Annotated in this window: 18 protein-coding genes; 10 read left to right on the forward strand and 8 right to left on the reverse strand. The window is 74.3% G+C overall.

Going from position 1 to position 21,039, the window contains the following annotated elements; all coding sequences use genetic code 11:
• Nucleotide 1: 1 nt before the first annotated feature.
• The 6 genes from WMF17_RS42140 to WMF17_RS42165 all read right to left on the reverse strand — a co-directional run bounded on the left by WMF17_RS42140 (nt 2) and on the right by WMF17_RS42165 (nt 5,599).
• On the reverse strand, nt 2-1,447 hold the full coding sequence (locus WMF17_RS42140) for a trypsin-like peptidase domain-containing protein (protein WP_437646569.1): 1,446 nt from the start codon (nt 1,445-1,447) through the stop codon (nt 2-4).
• 128 nt (nt 1,448-1,575) lie between these two features.
• Nucleotides 1,576-2,565, reverse strand: coding sequence for a tRNA pseudouridine(38-40) synthase TruA (gene truA, locus WMF17_RS42145; RefSeq protein ID WP_437646570.1), 990 nt, complete (start codon nt 2,563-2,565; stop codon nt 1,576-1,578).
• A gap of 21 nt (nt 2,566-2,586) precedes the next feature.
• Nucleotides 2,587-3,000, reverse strand: a complete 414-nt coding sequence (locus tag WMF17_RS42150) for a hypothetical protein (protein ID WP_437646571.1) — start codon at nt 2,998-3,000, stop codon at nt 2,587-2,589.
• A 10-nt stretch (nt 3,001-3,010) separates the two neighbouring features.
• The gene (locus tag WMF17_RS42155; protein WP_437646572.1) at nt 3,011-3,628 is read right to left on the reverse strand and encodes an AgmX/PglI C-terminal domain-containing protein; all 618 of its coding nucleotides are present in this window, start codon (nt 3,626-3,628) and stop codon (nt 3,011-3,013) included.
• A gap of 260 nt (nt 3,629-3,888) precedes the next feature.
• A complete protein-coding gene (gene rsmD, locus WMF17_RS42160; RefSeq protein WP_437599197.1) occupies nt 3,889-4,434 on the reverse strand; it encodes a 16S rRNA (guanine(966)-N(2))-methyltransferase RsmD in 546 nt (181 codons plus the stop codon).
• Nucleotides 4,435-4,483: 49 nt separating this feature from the next.
• On the reverse strand, nt 4,484-5,599 hold the full coding sequence (locus WMF17_RS42165; RefSeq protein WP_437599198.1) for a PEGA domain-containing protein: 1,116 nt from the start codon (nt 5,597-5,599) through the stop codon (nt 4,484-4,486).
• Nucleotides 5,600-5,852: 253 nt separating this feature from the next.
• Between WMF17_RS42165 and WMF17_RS42170 the strand changes: the two genes are divergently transcribed.
• From WMF17_RS42170 to WMF17_RS42185, 4 genes are all read left to right on the forward strand, one after another.
• Nucleotides 5,853-7,280 (forward strand): phosphomannomutase/phosphoglucomutase, encoded by a 1,428-nt coding sequence (locus WMF17_RS42170; protein ID WP_437646573.1) that lies wholly within the window; start codon nt 5,853-5,855, stop codon nt 7,278-7,280.
• Entirely contained in the window at nt 7,277-8,161 is an 885-nt protein-coding gene (gene prmC / locus WMF17_RS42175; RefSeq protein ID WP_437646574.1) for a peptide chain release factor N(5)-glutamine methyltransferase, read from the forward strand. The genes WMF17_RS42170 and prmC overlap by 4 nt, the downstream gene beginning before the upstream one ends.
• A 196-nt stretch (nt 8,162-8,357) precedes the next feature.
• Entirely contained in the window at nt 8,358-8,741 is a 384-nt protein-coding gene (locus WMF17_RS42180; RefSeq protein ID WP_437599201.1) for a phage holin family protein, read from the forward strand.
• The gene (locus WMF17_RS42185; protein ID WP_437599202.1) at nt 8,738-9,196 is read left to right on the forward strand and encodes a hypothetical protein; all 459 of its coding nucleotides are present in this window, start codon (nt 8,738-8,740) and stop codon (nt 9,194-9,196) included. Before WMF17_RS42180 ends, WMF17_RS42185 begins: the two co-directional genes overlap by 4 nt.
• A 65-nt stretch (nt 9,197-9,261) precedes the next feature.
• On the opposite strand, the gene WMF17_RS42190 is transcribed toward WMF17_RS42185, so the two are convergent.
• Both WMF17_RS42190 and WMF17_RS42195 read right to left on the reverse strand, forming a co-directional pair.
• Nucleotides 9,262-9,942: a hypothetical protein gene (locus WMF17_RS42190; protein WP_437646575.1), complete on the reverse strand. Its 681-nt coding sequence runs from the start codon at nt 9,940-9,942 to the stop codon at nt 9,262-9,264.
• A gap of 172 nt (nt 9,943-10,114) precedes the next feature.
• Nucleotides 10,115-11,842: an alkaline phosphatase family protein gene (locus tag WMF17_RS42195; RefSeq protein WP_437646576.1), complete on the reverse strand. Its 1,728-nt coding sequence runs from the start codon at nt 11,840-11,842 to the stop codon at nt 10,115-10,117.
• Nucleotides 11,843-12,234: 392 nt separating this feature from the next.
• Between WMF17_RS42195 and WMF17_RS42200 the strand changes: the two genes are divergently transcribed.
• The 6 genes from WMF17_RS42200 (at nt 12,235) to WMF17_RS42225 (ending at nt 20,850) form a co-directional block, all read left to right on the forward strand.
• Complete coding sequence (locus WMF17_RS42200) at nt 12,235-14,364, forward strand: prolyl oligopeptidase family serine peptidase (protein WP_437599205.1); 2,130 nt, start codon at nt 12,235-12,237, stop codon at nt 14,362-14,364.
• Nucleotides 14,365-14,495: 131 nt separating this feature from the next.
• Nucleotides 14,496-15,317 (forward strand): hypothetical protein, encoded by an 822-nt coding sequence (locus tag WMF17_RS42205; RefSeq protein WP_437599206.1) that lies wholly within the window; start codon nt 14,496-14,498, stop codon nt 15,315-15,317.
• Nucleotides 15,318-15,335: 18 nt separating this feature from the next.
• Nucleotides 15,336-18,692: a hypothetical protein gene (locus tag WMF17_RS42210; RefSeq protein WP_437599207.1), complete on the forward strand. Its 3,357-nt coding sequence runs from the start codon at nt 15,336-15,338 to the stop codon at nt 18,690-18,692.
• Between the two features lie 127 nt (nt 18,693-18,819).
• A complete protein-coding gene (locus WMF17_RS42215) occupies nt 18,820-19,443 on the forward strand; it encodes an OmpA family protein (protein ID WP_437604366.1) in 624 nt (207 codons plus the stop codon).
• A gap of 29 nt (nt 19,444-19,472) precedes the next feature.
• On the forward strand, nt 19,473-20,393 hold the full coding sequence (locus WMF17_RS42220) for a DUF2894 domain-containing protein (RefSeq protein ID WP_437599208.1): 921 nt from the start codon (nt 19,473-19,475) through the stop codon (nt 20,391-20,393).
• A gap of 13 nt (nt 20,394-20,406) precedes the next feature.
• Nucleotides 20,407-20,850 carry a hypothetical protein gene (locus WMF17_RS42225; RefSeq protein ID WP_437599209.1) on the forward strand — a complete coding sequence of 148 codons (444 nt, stop codon included), beginning with the start codon at nt 20,407-20,409 and terminating at the stop codon, nt 20,848-20,850.
• Nucleotides 20,851-21,039: the final 189 nt, after the last annotated feature.

Below are 21,039 nucleotides of genomic sequence, written 5' to 3' on the forward strand. Positions count from 1 at the left end.
GTCAGCGCTTGAGGGCGGCGTAGAACGCGGCGCCCCGGCGCTGGACCCGGACGAGGAGCTCGCCGTCGCGCGCGGCCTCCTCGACCTCGGCGGCTGTCGGCGCCCGGCGGCTGTCGGCCTCCAGGATCACGTCGCCCGGACGGAGGCCGGCGCGCTCGGCGGGCGAGTCGTTCGCCACGATGGCCACGCGCGCGAGCGATCGGCCCTCGCCGCGCTCGCCGCGCTCGCCGCGCTCGCCGCGCGGGGCCGGTACGTCGTGCAGCGTGAGGCCGAGGCCCGGGTGCGGGGCGGGCGCGCGCTGCACCGGGAGCGCCGGCGGCGCCGGCTCGTTCCGCGGGGCGAGCGTCACCCGGGTCTGGTATCGCTGGCCGCCGCGCACGACCTCGACCGGCAGCGTCTCGCCGACGTTGTGGTTGAAGAGCTCGCGGATGACGTCCTGCGCGTCGCGCGTCGGCCTGGCCGCGACCGACGTGATCACGTCGCCCGGCTGGAGGTTCGACCTGGCCGCTGGGCCGCTCGGGTTGACGGCGTTGACGAGCGCGCCGGCCCGGGGCGGGTTCGGCATCACCGCCGCGAGTTGGGGCGTGAGGTCCTGCAGCCCGACGCCGATCCAGGCGCGCTCGACGCGGCCGTGCCGGAGCAGCTGCTCGGCCACGCGCCGGGCCATGCTCGCCGGCACCGCCAGCCCGATGCCTTGCCCCCGGCTCACCACCATCGTGTTGATGCCGAGCACGCGGCCGTCGAGGTCGACGAGCGGTCCGCCCGAGTTGCCGGGGTTGATGCTCGCGTCGGTCTGGAGGTAGTCCTCCACGTCGTTCACGCCGACGCCGCCCCGCCCCTTGGCGCTGAGCACGCCGGTGGTGACCGTGTGGCCGAGGCCGAAGGGGGAGCCGATCGCGACCACCCAGGCGCCGACGCGCGCGGCGTCGCTGTCGGCGAACGTCGCCGTGGGGAGGGCCTTCGCGTCGATGCGGAGCACGGCGAGATCGGTCGCGGGATCGCGGCCCGCCACGCGGCCGGCGAACATGCGGCCGTCGCGGAGCCGGACGGTGATCGCGCGGGCCCCGTCGATGACGTGGTCGTTCGTGAGGATGCCGCCGTCCGGGGAGAAGAGGACGCCCGAGCCGAGCCCGCGGCGCTGGCCGCCGTCGCGGAACCAGCGCAGCGGCGAGGAGACGTCCTCGCCGACGGCGACCTCGATCTGGACGACCGCGGGACCGACCTTGTCGACGACATCGGCGAAGGCCTCGCCGAGGCGGCGCAGGTCCGCCGCGCCGGCGCTGGAGGCGGCGGCGCGGGACGGCGGGGGCGCCGCCTTCTGCGGGGCCGAGGGCGCGCTGAGGGGCGCCGCCGCCGGCGCCGCGGGCGGCTGGGCGCCCGCGAGCGACGGGAGCCCAAGGGCAGGGATGAGCAGGGCGAGGGATGCAGTCAGCCGACGCGAGTTCATGCTTCCTCCAGCGCGTGGGAGAGGTCCTGTCCGCGGTCCGCGGAGCGGGGTGCCCGGCAGCGAGGCAAGAGAGGTAAGACGGGAAGCGCTCGCGAACGCAACCTTCTGGCGCGCGGAAAGCGCGCGGGTCACGGATCGGGCAGAAGGGGCGCTCCCGCCCCGGGCCGCGCGCTCGCCTCGTGCCCGGCATCCGCCCCGGGCCGCGCGCTCGCCTCGCCCCCGGCGTCCGTCTCGGCACCCGGCTCCGCAGGGGCGGCGTCGCCCGTTGATATGGTGTCCTCCGGCGCGGCGTCGCCCTCCAAGGACCCGCCCGACGGGCCGGTCGGCCAGGGATCCTGGCCGTCGTCGCGCAGGTGGATGTGCTCCAGGTACAGCCCGTCCGGCGGCGCCGTGATCCCGGCGTCGCGCCGGTCGAGCGACGCGAGCGCGCGGGCGATCGCGCCGGGGGCGAGGTAGCCGCGCGCCACGTCCATCAAGGTGCCGACAAGGATGCGCACCATGTTGTGCAGAAACGCGTTCCCCTCGACGTCGATCCGGACGAGGCGCGGGTCCGCAGGGTCGAGCGACAGCTCGATGCCGTACAGCGTGCGCACCGTGCTCGTCCGCTCGTCCGCGCTCGTCCGGAACGCCGCGAAGTCGTGGGTGCCCTTCGCGGCGGGCGCCTCTGCGCGCGCCCGCTCGATCGCGTCGTCGGTGAGACCCTCGACCCGCCAGGCGCGGCGGACGAGGAACGGATCGCGGACCAGATCCCGGAGGACCAGGTAGCGGTAGCGCTTGCGGAGGCTCTCGAAGCGGGGCGAGTACCCGACGCGCACGACGGCGGCGCGCCGGATCACGATCTCGTCCGGGAGGTGGCGCGCGGTCGCGAGGACCCAGCCGCGCGGCGGCAGCGGCGCCGCCGTGTCGAAGGCGACGCGCTGGTCGTGGGCGTGGACGCCCGCGTCGGTGCGGCTCGCGCCGCGGATCTCGCGGATGGCCGGGTCGACGGCGCGCAGCGCGCCGAGCAGCTCTCCCGAGACCGTGCGCTGGTCGCGCTGGCGGGCGAAGCCCGCGAACGGGCGCCCATCATAGGCGACCGAGAGCAGGATCCCCCGGCTGGAAGCGGCACTCCTCGCCACGGCGCGATGGATGCGCGCGGCCTAGCCGCCGCTCCCCCCGCCGCCGTCCGAGCCGCCGTCGCCCCCGGAGCCGCCGTCGCCCCCCGAGCCGCCGTTGCCCCCCGAGCCGCCGTCGCCCCCCGAGCCGCCGTCGCCCCCCGAGCTGCTCGCCGACGTCGTGCTGGCCGAGGAGGTCAGGGACGCATACCCCCTGGCGCACTCCGGGTTGACCAGGCCCTCTGCGTTCTTGCAGCACTCCGCGGGGTCCGCCTGCGCGCCGTTCACCATGCAGTACGGGAGCCGATGGCACCCATCCGGGTCGTCCACGATTCCCTGCTCGCTGTCGAGGTTGTCGGTGCAGGTCGGGGTGGTGCCTTCCTCGACGCGGCACGCGGCGCTCGGCAGCGCGAGCGCGAGGAGGAGCAAGCTGGCCATCCGGAGGGGGAGCATTCGCATCGACGGCTTCCTATTGCTTGATGGTGAAGTTGATCGGAACGTTCACCACGACGCATCCGCTCTGCGGCGGAGGCAGTGATTTGCCGCGGAAACGTCCAAGGACGCAAGACGCAATCTCGCCCGATCCCACCGTATCGTTGAGAATCGAGGCGCTGCACACCGCGCCCGTCGAGGCGACCTGCACGCTCACCGTCAGCTTGCCGGAGACCTCCGAGGTGCGCAGTGCGCGGTTATAACAACCCTGCGCCGAGCGGGCGAGCCCGAGGACGGCGGAGTCGAGCGCGGGCGAGCTGGCGCCGTCGCCGCACTTGCCGGAGCAAGGCGACTTGCCGGCCGTGGCCGGGCCCTGCCCCGACGCGACCTTGCCAGCGTCCACGCCGGCATCCTCGACCTCGTCGATGGGCGGCGGCGGGGGGGGCGCGAAGAGCGGCGGCGGATCCGCGGACTTCGTCTCGGTGCGGGCAGCGGCGGTGGGCGCCGCGGACGACGCGTCCGGCTCCGGGCGCAGCTTCCAGTAAAGCAGGCCCGCCATGAGCGCGGCAAGGACGACCATTCCTGCGATGTAAGGCCCAGGATTACCCGATTTGCCCGGGATCTGCTGGGACGACGGGGGCATCGATGCGGACACGTTGAGAAGTCCTCCCGGAGAGGCGCGCGGGGGCCGGCCGCTTCGGCGGGGCCATCGTGTGCCGGAGCCGAGACGCGGGCGCGTCCGGCGGGGCGAGTCTACAAGGGCGGGCAGGGAAGCGCGCCAGGAAACTGGATGCGCCACGGATGAACATGTTGGGTCCGCGCGGACGGCTGCTCGGCGCGCAGGCGGGGTATCCGGTGCGCGCAGCGGGCTGCCCCGGCGCGCTGCTCGGCGCGCGTCGAGCGCCTGGAGACGGCTCAGCGCGTGTAGAACGACACCGCGGTGTCACCGTAGGTGCGGACCGCAGCGCAGGTGAGCCCGGCGATCTCCGGGGAAGGATCGCGGCGCGCGTGCTCGAGGACGAGGCGCCCGGTCGGGGCGAGCAGGCCGAGCGGCCCGGCGAGGCGCGCGGCCGCGGCGGCGGCCTGGGTCAGGGCGGCGTAGGGCGGATCGAGCAGCGCGAGATCGAAGGGGCCTTCGTCGCGGAGCAGATCGAGCGCGCGCTCGACAGGGAGCGGGACGACGCGCGCCGCCTCGGCGAGGCCGAGCGCGGCGAGGTTCTCGCGGAGCGTGGCGAGCGCGGGCCGGCCGCTCTCGACGAAGACCGCGCGCCGCGCGCCGCGCGAGAGCGCCTCGATGCCGAGCGCGCCGGTGCCGGCGTAGATGTCGCAGATGAGCGCGCCGGTGACGTCGCCGAGCGAGGAGAAGAGCGCCTCGCGCACGCGATCCGCGGTCGGCCGCGTGCCCTCGCCGCGCGGCGCGGCGAGCCTCCGTCCGCCGAGCCGGCCGGCGATCACCCGCATGATCGTCGCCTCTGGCCGGGCTCCCGACGAGCGGAACGAAGGGCGGGGCTCACCAGCGGTACGTCACGTCGAGGCTGCCCGCGTCGAGGCCGATGCTGGGCTGCACGGTCCAGCCGGTGCGCTCCCCGCTCCGGCTGTCGCTCGTCACGAACAGGTAGGCGCCGAGGCCCGCGGAGACCACCGCCAGCGGGTAGAAGACGTACTGGAGCCCCATGAACGTGTCCGTCCTCTCGCAGAGCCGGATGCCCGCGTCGGCCGTCCTCGTGTCGGCGGTGACGTCGCTCCGGATGGCCTCGCGCTGCGCGGGCGCGCACACGTCCTCGACCTCGGTGAGGAACAGCCCTCGGTAGGCCGTGTACCGCGGGTCGCCCTGGATGCTCGCGACCTGGACCGAGCTGATGACGGCGACGGTCCCGAACACCGCCCCGGCGCCGAGGCCGATGAACCCGCCCATCCGCTTCCAGTTGGACTGCGACGGCTCGGCGGGCATCTGGCTGAGCGCGACGTCGGTCGTGGCCACGGGCAGGACCACGACCGACGCCTCGGAGTCGAGGTAGCCGGACGACTTGACGCGCACCCTGTGCGGCCCGGCCGTGACCGTGAAGGTCGCCTCGCCGTTCTGCACGTTGCCGGCCGGTTTCCCGTCGATGAGGACGCTCGCCTGCGCGGCGCCCGTCCTCACGCGGAGCGAGCCCTCCGGCTGCCCGCCGGTCAGCGCCGCGACCGCGTCCGCCGCGATCTTGCGGAGCGGTTCGTCGTTGGCCTCGGTGAGGTTCGCGCTGTGCTTCACCGGGACGCTCCTGACCGGCTTCCCGCGGGTCCAGAGGTGCAGGGCGCCCTCCACGTTGGTGTCGCTCTTGTGGAGCACGCCCCAGAGATAGCGGTCGCTCTTGATCTGGTCGGCGATGCGCGTCTGGCAGCCCGCGTCGGGCACATCTTCGCACTGCAGCGAGAGCGTCAGGACCTCCAGCGAGAAATCCCCCTCGCCGACCGACCACCCCGGGGTCTCCTTGACGGCGGAGCGGAGCGCCTGGGTCAGCGCGCCTGCCTGGTCGTACGCGTCGTCGGTCCGGAGGGCGACGACGGTGATCGGCAGGGCGGCGGGCGACGGCTCCGCCGCCCGGGCGGCCTCGCTGCAGGCGAGGCACGCGGAGACGGCCAGCATGGCAGCGAGGCCGGTTCTCTGTGCGCGCGTCATCATGCGGTCCTGGGCTCCACGGGGCCCAACTTACCCGGCCGGCGGCCAGGAACGCAATCCGACGGACCGACGGACCGACGGACGGACTGACGAGCCGACGAGCCGACGAGCCGGCGCCGTGGCGAGCGTTTTTCGTTTCACCCACGATTGCGCTGTGTCAGAGCACCCTTGGCGTCGGCCCCGCGCTGCAGCGCGGCACGGGCGCTCCTCCGCGTGGTCCATGAAGGTCCCCCGAACCATCTTCCGCGAGTACGACATCCGCGGCGACGCCGAGCGCGACCTCAGCAGCGAGCTTGCCCGTGAGCTCGGCGCCGCGTTCGCCGGCCTCCTGCAGACCTCCCTCGAATCGCACCTCGTCACCCGGTCGGCCAACGGGCCCCGTCCTCGGGTCGCCGTTTGCCGCGACGGCCGCCTCTCGAGCGACCGGCTGTTCTCCGCGCTCACGGACGGCCTGCGCGCGGGCGGCGCCGACGTGATCTCGGCCGGCGTCGGGCCGACGCCGCTGCTCTACTTCGCGGCGCACCACCTGCACGCGGACGGCGCGATCATGATCACGGCGAGCCACAACCCGGCGCCGGACAACGGGTTCAAGCTCATGCGCGGCAAGGCCTCGTTCTTCGGCCAGGAGATCCAGGGGCTCGCCGATGCCATCGAGGAGGGCCTGGGCGCCGCAGGTGCGGCGGGAGGCGGCGCGCTCACCGAGGTCGACCTCGCGGCCGACTACATCGACGCGGTGCGCGCCGCGGCCCGCCTGTCCCGCACCGACGTCCGCTTCGTGGTGGACGCCGGCAACGGCGCGGCCGGCCCGCTCGGCGTCCGCACGCTCACGGCGCTCGGCTTCTCGCCGGACGCGCTCTTCTGCGACATCGACGGCCGGTTCCCGAACCACCACCCGGACCCGACGGTGCCCGAGAACCTCGAGGCGCTCCGCGCCCGCGTGCTCTCGACAGGCGCCGCGCTCGGCGTCGCGTGGGACGGCGACGGCGACCGGGTCGGCGTCGTCGACGAGCGCGGCGAGGTGATCTGGGGGGACAAGCTGCTGCTCCTGTTCGCGCGGTCGCTCCTCGCGGAGCGCCCCGGCTCGGCCGTGATCGGCGAGGTGAAGTGCTCCGAGACGCTCTACGCGGACATCGCCGCGCGCGGAGGGCGCCCCATCCTCTGGAAGACGGGCCATTCGCTCATCAAGACCAAGATGAAAGAGGAGGGCGCCGTGCTCGCGGGCGAGATGAGCGGGCACATGTTCTTCGCCGACCGGTGGTTCGGGTTCGACGACGCGGTCTACGCGACGGTCCGCCTGCTCGAGATCGTGGCCCGGGAGCAACGGCCGCTCGGCGAGCTGCTCGCGGACGTGCCCCTGACCTTCGCCACCCCCGAGATCCGGGTCGACTGCCCCGACGCCGTGAAGTTCGAGGTCGTGCGCCGCGTGACCGAGCACTTCCGCCGCGTCCGTCCGGTGGTGGACATCGACGGCGCGCGCATCGACTTCGGCGGCGGGGCCTGGGGCCTCTGCCGCGCTTCGAACACCGGTCCGATCCTGGTGCTGCGGTTCGAGGCCCGCTCGGTCGCGGACCGCGACGCGGTCCACGCCGAGGTCGAGGCCGTCGTCTCCGCCGCTGTCCGCGACGCCGTCGCCGCCCCGCTCCCGTGACAAAGCCCGACGTCGAGCCGCAGAACGAGCCCTGGACGATCCGCCGCGTGATCGCCTGGGCCTCGGGCGATCTGAGGAAGCGCGGCGCGTCCTCGGCGCGCCTCGACGCCGAGCTCCTGCTCGGCAAGGTGCTGGGCATCGATCGCGTCGGGCTGCTCATCGACGCCGAGCGGCCGCTCGACAGGGACGAGCTCGCCGCCTACCGGGACCTGCACCAGCGCCGCCGCGCCGGCGAGCCGGTCGCCTACCTGCTCGGTGTGCGGGAGTTCTACGGCCGCCCGTTCCGCGTCGATCCGCGCGTGCTCATCCCGCGCCCCGACACCGAGATCCTTGTCGAGGTCGGCCTCGCCCGGACGAGGCACGTCGCGCTCTCCGCGCGCGTGCTCGATCTGTGCACCGGGTCCGGCTGCGTCGCGGTGAGCCTCGCCTGCGAGCGGCCCACCAGCCGCGTCCTCGGGATCGACATCTCGGACGGGGCGCTCGCCGTCGCCCGCGAGAACGCGCTCCGCCTCGGCGCCGTCAACGCGGGGTTCCTGCGCTCGGATCTCTTCGCCGGCGTGCCGTCCGGCCTCCGCTTCGATCTGATCACGGCGAACCCGCCGTACATCCCGGACCAGGACGTGGCCGCGCTGCAGATCGACATCCGCGGCTACGAGCCGCACCTCGCGCTGGCGGGGGGGCCCGACGGGCTCGCCTTCACGCGCCGCATCGTCGCGGGCGCGCCGGCGCTGCTCGCCGGCGGCGGCGTGCTGGCGGTGGAGGTCGAGGCCGGCAAGGCGGGCGAGGTCGCCGAGCTCTTCGCGGCGGCGGGGCTCGTCGACGTCACGAGGAGCCTCGACTACGGCGGGCACGAGCGCGTCGTCTCCGGCGTCCTGCCCTGATCGCCCGCCGCGCGGGGCGGGGCGGAGACTGGGCGGCGGCCGCGCAGCGCGCGCGCGCCTTCGCGAGGATGGGGCTGGCGCGCCGTATGCACCGCGTGGCGCGGGTCGGTGGCGGGGGCTCCGCGGCATTCCGTGTGCCGGCGGCTGTCTGCTCCGCTCCCGAGCGCGTTCACCCTGTGAGGCGGAGAGGTGTCCCATGAGGCAGTTGGATCCCAGGCCCGAGAGCTCGACGGCCGATCTCGTCAAGGAGGCGATCGTCGAGGCCAGGGAGCTGATAGAGGTCGAGGTCGCGCTGGCGCGCGACGAGATCAACCAGGAGATCTCGCGGGCGAAGGCGTCGGGTGTCGCGATCGGCGTGGCGGCTGCCGCGGCGCTGCTCGGGGTGGCGCTGGTGCTCGTCGCGATCGCGCTGGCGATCTCGCCGGGGCCGCTCCCGGCGCTGCTGATCGGGCTCGCGCTGATCGCGCTGGCGATCGTGGTGGGCATCGTGGGCTACGAGCGCGCGCCGAGGAAGCCGCTCGAGCGGACGCGCGGCCGGCTCGGGTCGGACGTCCGGCTGGTCCGGGAGCGCGTCGTATGAAGGGGCTGAACGGCCAGCGGGAGGAGTTCGAGCGGAAGGCGGACGAGCTGCGCGACCGGCTGCTGCACACGATCGAGGTGATCGATCGGCGGCGCCACGCGCTGCTCGACGTGAAGACCCAGGTGCGCCGGCACGGCGCCGGGGTGGCCACCGGAGGGCTCCTGCTCGCGATCGTGGGCGGCGCGGCGGTGATCGCGCTGGTCCGGGGGGCGCGGGCGCGCGGCGAGCGGCTGCGGGGCCAGCGGGTCCGCGCGCTCGTCCGCTTCTGGCGGCACCCGGACTGGGTGGCGCCGCGCGGGAAGCCGAGCGTGCCGCGCGAGATCGGGCGGAAGATCCTGGTGGGCGCGGTGTCCTTCGCGGCGATGCAGCTCATCCGGCGCGGGATCCGGCTCACGCTGGCGCCGCCGACGCGGGAGGTGCTCGTGCGGCGGCCGCCGCCGGAACTGCAAGCGTAGCATGGTGCGGGGAGCGCTGCGATCGCGGCGCCAGGAGCGCTCGGCCTGTGGCGGCGGCGGTCGGCTCAAGGGCCGGTGTAAAGGGCGGTGCGCCAGCCCAGGTAGAAGCCTGGCTGGCGTACGGACGTGCTCCAGGTGTAATCGGCGTAGAGCCACGGCCCCATCGACACCTTCCAGAGCCGGATCCCCTCGTAGAACACGCCGCCTCCGATGCGAGCCGGGAGAGCGCCGTCGATGACGTCGGTGTCGCTGTCGTCCGGGGTCGTGTAGGCCACGCCGGTGCCGGCGTCGAAGATGACACCCACCTCTCTCCAGCGCTTCCCCAGCGAGAAGAGCGGGAATACCTCGGTGTGGAACATGAACCCGCCGGCCAGGGAGCCATGGTCCGCGGCGCTCAGGGCGTGCCCGCCGAACGCGCCGCCGAACGTGAGCCAGTCCGCGAGCACGCCGCCGAGCCAGACGTAACCCCCGCCGCCGATCCCGACGCCTGTCTCGGTGTAGTGTCGCTGGAATCCTATCTTCTGAACATCGTTCGGGAATCCGGCGGCGCTCCCGAGCGACAGGCCGCCGGCGATCCCTGCGGTGAACCCGGCGCGCCGCACCGCTGGCCTGGGGGCGAAGAGCGGGTCGGCGGCGGGCGTCCCTCCGGACGGCGCCGGCTGCGCCGCGGCGGTGGCGTGGAGCAGGCTGAGGCCAAGCAGCGCCGGAAGCGCGGCCGCGCGCTGGAGGGGGAGAGGCGTCGCCATGGGCTCCCTTTCCTATACGATGACGGGGGCCCCGGCATCGCAATCTGGCGGTTCATCGCAGACGGGCGCGGAGCCCTCGGCGCGCGCGGTCGCGCCTTGCCCCCGCGCACCGGTCCGGCGCGCCCACACGCCGGGTCGCCGGGCGCACCTACCGTCATGTCACGCGCGATCCTCAGCCGACCTCTTCACGGGCTTCGCTGGTACCTTGGTCGCCACCTGCCTGGGCGACTCGGGTGCCGTCATCGTGCCTGTCTTGCCCGCCCTCTCCCCGGAGCGCTTCTATCGCGCGGAGCTCCGCCTGGCTGATCCCGAGGCGCCACGCCTCTGCATGGCGTTCCTCGACCTCGTCGCGCCGCGTGAAGCCCTCGGTCCGGGCCGCGAACATGCTCACGTCGCTCATGCCCCCGAAGTCGACGCCGCGGCTCCGCGTCCCGCGCGGCGCCGTCGCTCCCACGGTGACCGACGCATCGCTCCTCACGCGTGTGACGTAATGGGCGACCTCGTTCTGGGATCGCCCATCGAGCGAGCGCACTTCGTCCTTGATCGAATCCCACGCGTCCGGCCCCTCGAGCTCCGCGTTCACCGCGGCTGCTGCGAGCACGAACGGTCCGACGGCTGCTCCGACGTGCCCGGCGCCGGCGGCTATCTCGGGGATGGATCGACTCCGCGGACTAGGCGCCAGCGGATCCGGCAGCCGCTCCGGTGTGTCGCGTCGTGCGGAGCTCAAGGTGAAGAGGTGCTCCAGCGCATTGGCGCTCGCGTCCCGCTTCGTCAGGTGCGCCAGTCCGAAGCGCAGCGCGAGGGTCTTCAGGATCGACGTGTGATCATAGACCGTGCTATCGACGCGATTCTTGGGGATGAGCGGAGAGATGATCACGGCCGGCACGCGCGGCCCCAGCCGCTTGAAGTCGAACGCGCCGCTCGCGGAGCCATCCTCCGGCGCCGGCGCCGCGGGCGGCGGGACATGGTCGAAGAACCCGCCGTGCTCGTCGAAGACGATGATGAGCGCGCTGCGCTGCCATACGTGCGGCGACGCCCGGATCGCTTCATAGACGTCCTTCACGAGGGCCTCGGCGCTCATCATATCGCTGATGGGGTGCATCGAGTTCCCTCGGGAAAAGTCGCTCAAGATGGCGTCGTAGCGCGGCTCGATGAAGACGTACCGCGGCAGGAACGGCCTCTTCTGCAGCTCCCACGCGAACTGCGAGAACTCCTTCATCTCGGCTCCGAACGCGGAGATGCCATCCAGGAGGACGCTCATGTTCTCGACGCGATCATGCACGAAGATGGTCCACGGGATGCGCTTCTGACGGAGCCGACCGAAGATGTGGCCGTTCCTGAAGTCGTAGCCGTCGATGGTGCGCAGCGCGATCTGCCCATGGCCCGGGCTGTCGGCGATTCCACCCGACGTGGCTGCATGGGCGAACATGCGGTTCGGAAACGTCGGCCCCGGCACGGAGCTGAACCAGCGGTCGCAGACGACGAACTCCTTGGCAAGCGAGGTCAGCACCCGGAGGTGACCTGGCCCGACGCAACGAACGGCATCCTCCATGGTCGGGTCCGTGCCGTCTCGGTCCGCGATGAAGCCGTCCATCGTGATGTTCCGATCGGAGTAGGGCCCATGATGGCTCGGCCCACAGAGCTGCCGCTTCACGTCCCCGAGCTCATGGGGGATATCGCGTGTCAGGCGGTTCAGGGCGCGGTTGATGTTCTCGTCGATCTGAACCAGCTCGCCCGACCTGTTCTTGACGAAGAACCTCTTGCCAATGAGCCCGTCGACGCTGACCCTCTGCCCGGTCGTCGCGCTGATGCCCGAGATGCCAGAGAGACCGAAGATGTGGTCGAACGATCGATTTTCGAGCATGAGCACGAAGAAGTGCTGTACGTCGTTCAGCGCCACTGGAATCCTCCTGGAGGGCGTCGATCTGCTCTCGATGACCGCTCCGACCGGGCGCGCTCTGCCCTGCCGGATGCCCACCATCGGCAGCGTGAGCGCGCCGCTCCACACCATCGATGAGGGGCGTCGACGAGGTGCGGAACACCTCCTGCTGTCGGAGATTCCAGGTCTTCCACATGACCTCCCGGCCCATGGCCGGCAGCATCCCACGGTTCATACCAGAGCCTCGTCGCGCATGAGAAGCGCGTTCGACCGAGCACGCCGCGAACTCGCCTGCCCTGTCGGCCGGGGCACGGTATGCTTGTCGCACCATGAAGGCCTCCCCCTGCCTGCTCCTCACGGCGCTTCTCGCTGGCGCCTGCGGAGGCTCCGAGGCACACCGATCGGGTCCCACCATGACCGCAAGCTCCTCACTGCTCCCCGCTGCGGCCAGCGCCGCGCCGCCGCCCGCCGCCCCTGACCGCCCCGCGTACCCGCCCACCCGCGCCGTTCCGGTGAAGTACGCCGTCCATGGAGTCGAGATCACCGATCCGTACCGCTGGCTCGAAAAGGGCGATGCGCCGGAGGTGAAGGAGTGGATGCAGGCTCAGGACGCGTTCACGCGCGCCGAGCTCGCGCGGCTCCCCGAGCGGGACGCGATCGCGTCGAGGCTCAAGCAGCTCTTCTACATCGACACGGTCTCCGCGCCGCGCCACCGCCGGGGCCGATACTTCCTGAGCCGGAGGCACGCGACGAAAGAGAAGTCGATTGTCTACTGGAAGGAAGGAAAGGGCGGCGAGGAGCGCCCGCTGCTCGACCCGAACAGCTGGTCTGACGACGGCAGCGTCTCGCTGGGCGGGTGGGAAGTCTCGTGGGATGGCAAGAACGTCGCCTACAAGATCCAGAAGAACAACTCGGATGAAGCGACCCTGCATGTGATGGATGTCGCGTCCGGCAAGCGCTCCGAGGTGGACGTCATCGAAGGGGGCAAGTACGCGTACGCGTCGTGGACGCCCTCCGGCGACGGCTTCTATTACGTCTGGCTCCCCACCGACCCGTCGATCCCGGTCGCCGATCGGCCCGGCTACGCCGAGGTGCGCTTCCACCGGCTCGGCCAGGATCCGAAGCAGGATCGCGTGGTGCGCGGCAGGACGGGCGATCCGAAGACCTTCCTCGGCGCGGCCCTGTCCAAGGATGGCCGCTTCCTCGTGCTCACCGTCGCCCACGGGTGGACCTCGACCGACGTCTACTTTCGCGATCTCCGCAGGCCGGGCGGGCAGGCCGTGGACAGGCCGCTCGCCGTCGGGCGCGACGCGCACTACAGCGTCGAGGTCTACAAGGATCGGTTCTACGTCCACACCGACGAGGGCGCGCCCCATTACCGCCTCTTCGAGGTCGACCCGGCCCGGCCGGAGCGCGCCGCGTGGAAGGAGATCGTCCCGGAGCGCCCTGACGCCATCCTGGACAGCTTCTCCATCCTGGGTGGGCACCTCGCGCTGGGCTACCTCAAGGACGCCTCCAGCCGGGTCGAGGTGCGCTCGCTCGACGGCAAGCTCGTCCGCGAGGTCCCGCTGCCCGGTATCGGCACCGTGGGCGGCCCGTCCGGGCTGCCCGACGAGGACGAGGCGTATTTCTCGTTCGAGTCCTACACCTCGCCCCCGGAGATCCACGCGACCTCGATCAAGACGGGCCAGGCCGCGCTCTACGCGCGCATCGAGGTGCCTGTCGACCCGTCGCCGTTCACCGTCGAGCAGACCTTCTTCCCGTCCAAGGACGGCACGAAGATCTCGATGTTCATCGTCCGTCGCAAGGACATGAAGAAGGACGGGAGCTCGCGCGCGCTGCTCTACGGCTACGGAGGGTTCCAGATGTCGCAGACCCCCTCGTTCACCGCCTCGATGTATCCGTGGCTCGAGCGGGGCGGCGTGTACGCGGTGGCGAACCTGCGCGGCGGCGGCGAGTACGGCGAGGCGTGGCACCGGGACGGCATGCTGCTCAAGAAGCAGAACGTCTTCGACGACTTCATCGCCGCCGCGGAGCACCTGGTCCGCGAGGGATATACGCAGCCGGAGCGGCTGGCCATCCAGGGCGGCTCGAACGGCGGCCTGCTCGTCGGCGCCGCGCTCACCCAGCGGCCAGATCTGTTCGGGGCCGTCCTCTGCGGCGTCCCCCTGCTCGACATGGTCCGATACCACCTGTTCGGGTCCGGCAAGACGTGGATCAGCGAGTATGGGTCCGCCGACGATCCGGAGCAGCTCAAGGCGCTCTACGCCTACTCGCCCTATCACCGCATCAAGCCGGGAACGAGGTACCCGGAGGTCCTCCTGCTGTCGGCCGACAGCGACGATCGGGTCGATCCGATGCACGCGCGCAAGTTCGCCGCGGCGCTCCAGGCGGCGAGCTCGGGCGGCCGGGTCCTGCTCCGCATCGAGCGGAACGCCGGGCACGGCGGCGCGGACCTCATCAAGGCGGCCGTCGCGAAGGGGGCCGACCAGCTCTCCTTCGCGCTGTGGGCCACGAACGCGCCGGCGCCGGCGAGCCGATGAGGCGCGACGGGCGCGAGGCGTGACGGGCGTGAGGCCCGACGGACAGGCTTGCGGCTCCGCGCCGCGACGGCTAACAACGCCCGGCCGTGCGAATGCTTCACCCCGGAGCCGGGTCCTCGCGGCCCGGGCCTTTGACCTCGCGCCCCCTCGCCGCCGCTGTCGCGGCGCTGGTGGAGGAGGGGACGCGCGCGCCGCTCGCGGAGCTCTCCGATCCTGCGGCGGTCCTCGCCGGGCTCATGGATCTGCACGGCAGCGTCTCGCTCGCGCGCGAGCTCTCGATCCTCGACCGCCCCGCCGCGCCGCCCCCGCCGGCGGCCGAAGGCGCGCGCGCCGAGGTCCGGGCGCTCGCCGCGGATCGCCTCGGTGAGCTCGCGGCGGCGCTCGACCACGTGTTCGCCACGCCGTTCCACCGGCGGAACAAGCTGCCCGACGCGGCGGCGGTGCTCGCGACGCTGGAGCTGACCGGGGTGCTGTCCGCGCGCGCCGCGCACGAGCGGGCGGCGCGCGGCGGACGCCCGCTCGCGTCCGCGGTCGGCCAGCTCTGGGAGCCGTTCGGCGAGCTCACAAGCCGCGCCCTCGGCCGCATCCGGCTCGAGACGCGCACGCTGCGCGAGGAGCTCGCGCCGTCGCTGCGGGCGCTCGGCCCGGACGCCGCGCGGCTCGAGCGGTTCGACGCGGTGATCGCCGCCGCCACCCAGAAGCGGCGCGAGCGCGCCCTCGCCGAGCTCGTCCCCGGGCTCGCGCGCGCCTTCGCGCGGGGCCTCCGCGCGGCCGTTGTCGCGCTGCCGGAGGTGGTCGAGATCGAGCACGTGGCGGGCTGGTTCGCGCGGGAGCAGTGGCTCGGCCGGGAGCTCCAGCGCATGGAGCTCGTGGTCCAGGCGGTGCTCGCGCACGAGGCGGGCCGGCTGCTCGCGCTTGTCGACGGGGCTGCGGCGGCGGGCGCGCCCGCGTAGCCCGTGAGGGGCTTCACGATGCGGCTCGCGACGGCGCGGCAGTGGACGACGCGGCTCCTGGTGCTCCTCACCGGGGGGGTCGGTCTCGCCCTGGTGGGGCGCGCGGCGCTCGCCTACCGCGGGACGGATCCGCTCGCGTACCGCCTCGTGCAGCTGATCGCGCTCGGGCTCGCGCTCGGCACCCTCGAGCTGTTCGTGCGCGCGGGTCGGGCCGCCCGGATCGAGCGCGAGCTCGCCGCGCTGCCGCGGCCGGCGACGCGGGCGGCGATCGAGCAGACCAGCGCGCCGCTCCGATCGATGCTCGAGGCGCGGGTCGCCGGCGCGGCGCTGGCTCCGGCCGGCGCGACGTTCGCCTCGTACCTCGTCGGGCTGCTCGTGATGATCGGGCTGCTCGGCACGTTCCTCGGCCTGTTCGAGACGCTGCAAGGGGCGCGCGAGGCGCTGACCCTGAGCGCCGACGTCGACGCGCTGCGGGGGAGCCTGGCCGCGCCGCTGCAGGGCCTGTCGCGCGCGTTCGGCACCTCGGCGGCGGGCGTGTCCGCGTCGGGGGCGCTGGGGCTCGGCGCCGTGATCGCGCGCCGCGCCGAGGCGGCGGCCGTGGCCGCGCTCCAGGCCTACGCGGCGGGCCCGCTCGCGGCGCTGACGGTCGCGGGGCGACAGCTCGCGGCGCTGGAAGCGCTCGCGCGGCAAGGCGAGGCGCTCCCCGCCGCGGCGGCGTCGCTGCGCGAGGCCACCTCCCGGCTCGAGCGCCTCGAGGAGCGGCTCGTGGCCGTCCAGGTCGAGGGGGCGCGCCAGGCCGCCGCCTCGTTCACGGCGGCCGCGGCCGAGATCCGTGGCGACATCGCGTCGGGCCTCCGGCAGACAGCCGACGTCGCGGCCGGCGTGGTGAGGCCCCTCCTTGTCGAGGCGGTGGACCGCGCCGGCGCGGTGGCGGGCGGCGCGCTGCAGGCGGTCGAGCGGCGCCTCGACGAGGAGTCGCGCGCACGGCGGGAGGCGGACGCCGCGTCGGCGGCGCGGCTGGAGGGTCAGGCGGAGCGGTTGGCCGGGGTGGTGGGAGAGGCGATCGAGCGTCTGGAGCAGGCGCAGGCGGCGCGGGGCGCGGAGGCGGCGTCGCGGCAGGCGGAGCAGGACGCGGCGCGCGCGGCGCACCTGAGGGCGCTGGGCGAGGCGCTGGCGGGGCCGCTGACGGAGGCGGCGCGCGCGGCGCAGGCGGCGCCGGAGGCGGCGGCGCGGCTGATCGGGGAGGCGTCGGAGCGGCTGTCGGCGCGGGCGGAGGCGGACGCGGCGCGGGACGCGCGGCTGGACGCGCTGCTGGAGAAGCTGTCGGAGGCGACGGCGGGGATGTGGGGCAGCGCGCGGGAGCAGGCCGAGCGTGTGGCGGCGCTGGCGGAGGCGGCGGAGCGGGGCGCGGCGGAGCGCGAGGAGCGGGCCGAGGCGCGGGTGGCGGCGCTGGGCGAGGCGGCGCGGGCGCTGCTGGCGGAGCAGGCGGCGCGGCTCCTGGCGTTCGAGGAGCGGCTCGACGGCGCGCGGCGGGAGGCGGCCGACGGGCTGGCCGAGCGGCTCAGCGCCCACGCCAGCGGCCTGGGCGAGCGGCTGGAGCGGATGGAAGAGGGCGTCGCGTCGCGGCTGGAGCGGACGGAAGGGGGCGTCGCGTCGCGGCTGGAGCGGATGGAGGAGGGGGCGGCGAAGCGCTTCGAGCGGCTCGACCGGGAGGCTGCGGCGCGCCGGCGCGAGCTCGAGACCGCGTCGGCGTCGCGGCTGGAGGGCCAGGCGGAGCGGTTGGCCGGGGTGGTGGGGGAGGCGATCGAGCGTCTGGAGCAGGCGCAGGCGGCGCGGGGCGCGGAGGCGGCGTCGCGGCAGGCGGAGCAGGACGCGGCGCGCGCGGCGCACCTGAGGGCGCTGGGCGAGGCGCTGGCGGGGCCGCTGACGGAGGCGGCGCGCGCGGCGCAGGCGGCGCCGGAGGCGGCGGCGCGGCTGATCGGGGAGGCGTCGGAGCGGCTGTCGGCGCGGGCGGAGGCGGACGCGGCGCGGGACGCGCGGCTGGACGCGCTGCTGGAGAGGCTGTCGGAGGCGACGGCGGGGATGTGGGGCAGCGCGCGGGAGCAGGCGGAGCGTGTGGCGGCGCTGGCGGAGGCGGCGGAGCGGGGCGCGGCGGAGCGCGAGGAGCGGGCCGAGGCGCGGGTGGCGGCGCTGGGCGAGGCGGCGCGGGCGCTGCTGGCGGAGCAGGCGGCGCGGCTCCTGGCGTTCGAGGAGCGGCTCGACGGCGCGCGGCGGGAGGCGGCCGACGGGCTGGCCGAGCGGCTCAGCGCCCACGCCAGCGGCCTTGGCGAGCGGCTGGAGCGGATGGAAGAGGGCGTCGCGTCGCGGCTGGAGCGGACGGAAGGGGGCGTCGCGTCGCGGCTGGAGCGGATGGAGGAGGGCGCGGCGAAGCGCTTCGAGCGGCTCGACCGGGAGGCTGCGGCGCGCCGGCGCGAGCTCGAGACCGCGTCGGCGTCGCGGCTGGAGGGCCAGGCGGAGCGGTTGGCCGGGGTGGTGGGGGAGGCGATCGAGCGTCTGGAGCAGGCGCAGGCGGCGCGGGGCGCGGAAGCGGCGTCGCGGCAGGCGGAGCAGGACGCGGCGCGCGCGGCGCACCTGAGGGCGCTGGGCGAGGCGCTGGCGGGGCCGCTGACGGAGGCGGCGCGCGCGGCGCAGGCGGCGCCGGAGGCGGCGGCGCGGCTGATCGGGGAGGCGTCGGAGCGGCTGTCGGCGCGGGCGGAGGCGGACGCGGCGCGGGACGCGCGGCTGGACGCGCTGCTGGAGAGGCTGTCGGAGGCGACGGCGGGGATGTGGGGCAGCGCGCGGGAGCAGGCCGAGCGTGTGGCGGCGCTGGCGGAGGCGGCGGAGCGGGGCGCGGCGGAGCGCGAGGAGCGGGCCGAGGCGCGGGTGGCGGCGCTGGGCGAGGCGGCGCGGGCGCTGCTGGCGGAGCAGGCGGCGCGGCTCCTGGCGTTCGAGGAGCGGCTCGACGGCGCGCGGCGGGAGGCGGCCGACGGGCTGGCCGAGCGGCTCAGCGCCCACGCCCGCGGGCTCGGGGAGAGCCTCGAGGCGACCGCGGCGGTGGCGCGCGAGGCGTCGGAGCTCGTGCGCGCCGGCGGCGCCGAGATGACGGCCGTGGCCGAGATGTTCACCGTCGCTGTCGACCGTTACCGCGACGCCAGCGATCGCTGGCTGAACAGCCTCGGCGCGATCGAGGACGCGATCGAGCGACGTGAGCACGGCGAGGCGACGGACCTCCTCGGCGCCTACCTCGACCAGACCCGCGAGGTCTTCGATCACTCGCTGCAGTTCCAGCGCGAGCTCTTCGCGGAGCTGCGGGCGCTGAGGAGCAGGACGAGCTGATGGGCCGCTCCTCGCCTCCGTCTGCTCCTGGCGCCTCGCGCCCCGAGGTCGTCCGCTCCACGGATTGCCGTGAGAGCGCGCCGGTCTCCGCCCTGGCGCCCGCCGCGAGAGCCGAGCGATGTCCCTGATGTCGGCCGAGGACGAGGCGCCCGAGCAGGCGGCGGTGTGGCCCGTCTTCGGCGACCTCATGGCCTGCCTCTTCGGCCTCTTCGTGCTCTTTTTCGTCTGGGCGATCTCGTTCCAGGTCGACCTGGCCCGCGATCTGGCCGCCGAGCGTGCCACCCGCGCAACGGAGCGCGCGCGCCTGGAGACGCTCGAGCGCGCCCTGGCCGGACCGCTCGCCGAGGGCAGGATCACGCTGACGGAGGGGCGCATCGGGATCCGCGGGAGCATCCTGTTCGAGCTCAACTCGGCCGAGCTTCAACCGGAGGGCATCGCGCTGCTCCGCGCCCTGGCCGATCCGCTCAAGGCGTACCTGGCCCACCATGACGAGCTCATCATGGTGAGCGGCTTCACGGACGACCGGCCCCTTACGAGCTCGTCCCGTGGCTATGCCGACAACTGGGAGCTCTCGGCGCAGCGCGCGCTCACGGTGACGCGCGCGCTCGCTGTGGGCGGTGTTCCCGACACGGCGCTGTTCGCGGCCGGTTTCGGCGAGCGGCACCCGGTGGCGCCCAACGACACAAGCGAGAACCGGGCGAAGAACCGTCGCGTGGAGATCTCGCCCATCCCGCGGCGCGGCGCGCCCTGATGACGTCCACGTTGAATTTTTCTCTCGCGGTGGATCTCCAATCCCAACCCGGGTCGCCCGCCGCCGCGGCCCCTCAACCCGGGTCGCCCGCCGCCGCGGCCCCCCAACCCGGGTCGTCCGCCGCCGCCGCGCGCCTCGCGGCCCTCCGCGCCGCCGGCGCCCACCGCTTCGATCCGGCCAGCTATCGCTTCGTCGAGGCGCTCCTCGAGCGCGCCCGCGCCCTCGACGGCGGCGCCCGCGCGCGCCTCGACGCCCGCGCCTCTGCGCGGCTCACGGCGCTCGAGGCCGCCTTCCACGGCGCGCGCGCCGTCGCCGAGGCCGAGCTCCGCGCCCTCGCCGACGCCGGCGTCCCCGACGGCGGGGAGCTCGCTGCGGCGCTCTCGCTCGGCGAGCTCCCCGCCGTCGTGAGGGCCGCGCGCCGCCGCCTGCGCGCGCTCGCCGCCGGGCGGCAGACGACCGCCGTGCCCTCGCTCGCGCGCCTCCGCGGCGAGGCCTCCGCGCGCGACATGCGCCTGCCCGAGCCGCTCGCGCGCGAGCTCGCCGCGCTCCCGTGCGACGGCGACGTCGTCGAGCGCCGGGTGAAGCGGCAAGCCCAGGCGCTCAGCAACGCGCTCTCCACGGCGCTGTTCCACGAGTCGCTGGTGAGCGCCCGCGCGACGCTCGCCGTCGCCCGCGCGGCCGACAACGTGCCCGAGGACGCCGGCCCCTACAACGCCCAGGTCCTCGCCTCCCGGGCCCTCTGCGCCGCCGAGCGGCTCTCGGCGCACTACCTGCGCGCGCTCGTCGCCAGCCTCCAGGATCTCGGCGCCCTCTCCGCCGCGCTCGAGCCGCCGCCCGAAAAGTCCACCCGGAAGAAGGCCGCCCCGCGAAATACCGGCGATACCGCCCCGCGCCGCCGGTTCGCCCCGTCCTCCCGAAAAAAAGAATCTCTTTTCCGTGGATCGCGTTAGGTAAGAAGTCGCCATGCCTCGCTCGCCAGGCCGAACGCTCGCTGCCCTCGCGCTGTCCCTGCTCGCCGCCTCCTGCTCGTCCGCGCCCGAAAAGGTGCAGAGCGGGCCGTCGACGCCGCCGCTCAAGCAGTGCGGCACCGAGGTCGTCAAGCACGGTAACGGCTACAACGGCGCGGCGCGCGAGTGCATCTGGCAGGCGTACAGGAACCGCGAGCCGTCCGAGTTCACGACGACGCGGTACACAATCGAAGGCGACCCCGTCACCTACCGCCTCGAGGTCACCCTCACCGGCGTCGTCGTCGTCGTGGACAGCAAGGATCGCTACGCTCTCCAGGGCGTGTTCCGTCACGCCTGCCGCAACCTCGAGCGCATCATGCAGGAGGGCAGCGAGGACCGGTTCGGCTTCGCGCTCAGCGCGTGCTCCGGCGGCGGCGCCGATCGGTTCGCGGTCCCTTGACGCGCCCGCCGCGGCCTCGGGGTGGCGCGCGCCGATCGCCCCGGCAGCCCGCAGGCCCCGCGCGGCTCCGCGCGGCCTCGGGGCGGCGCCGCCGCAGTGCGAGACGTTGGAAACGGAACGGCAACGCGCGCGCAGCGCACGGGACAGCCGAGCCCCGCCCGGACAGCCGCGGGCGGGCGCGGCCCGAGG

The sequence above is a fragment of the Sorangium sp. So ce362 genome, assembly GCF_051519845.1.
Taxonomy (GTDB): domain Bacteria; phylum Myxococcota_A; class Polyangia; order Polyangiales; family Polyangiaceae; genus Sorangium.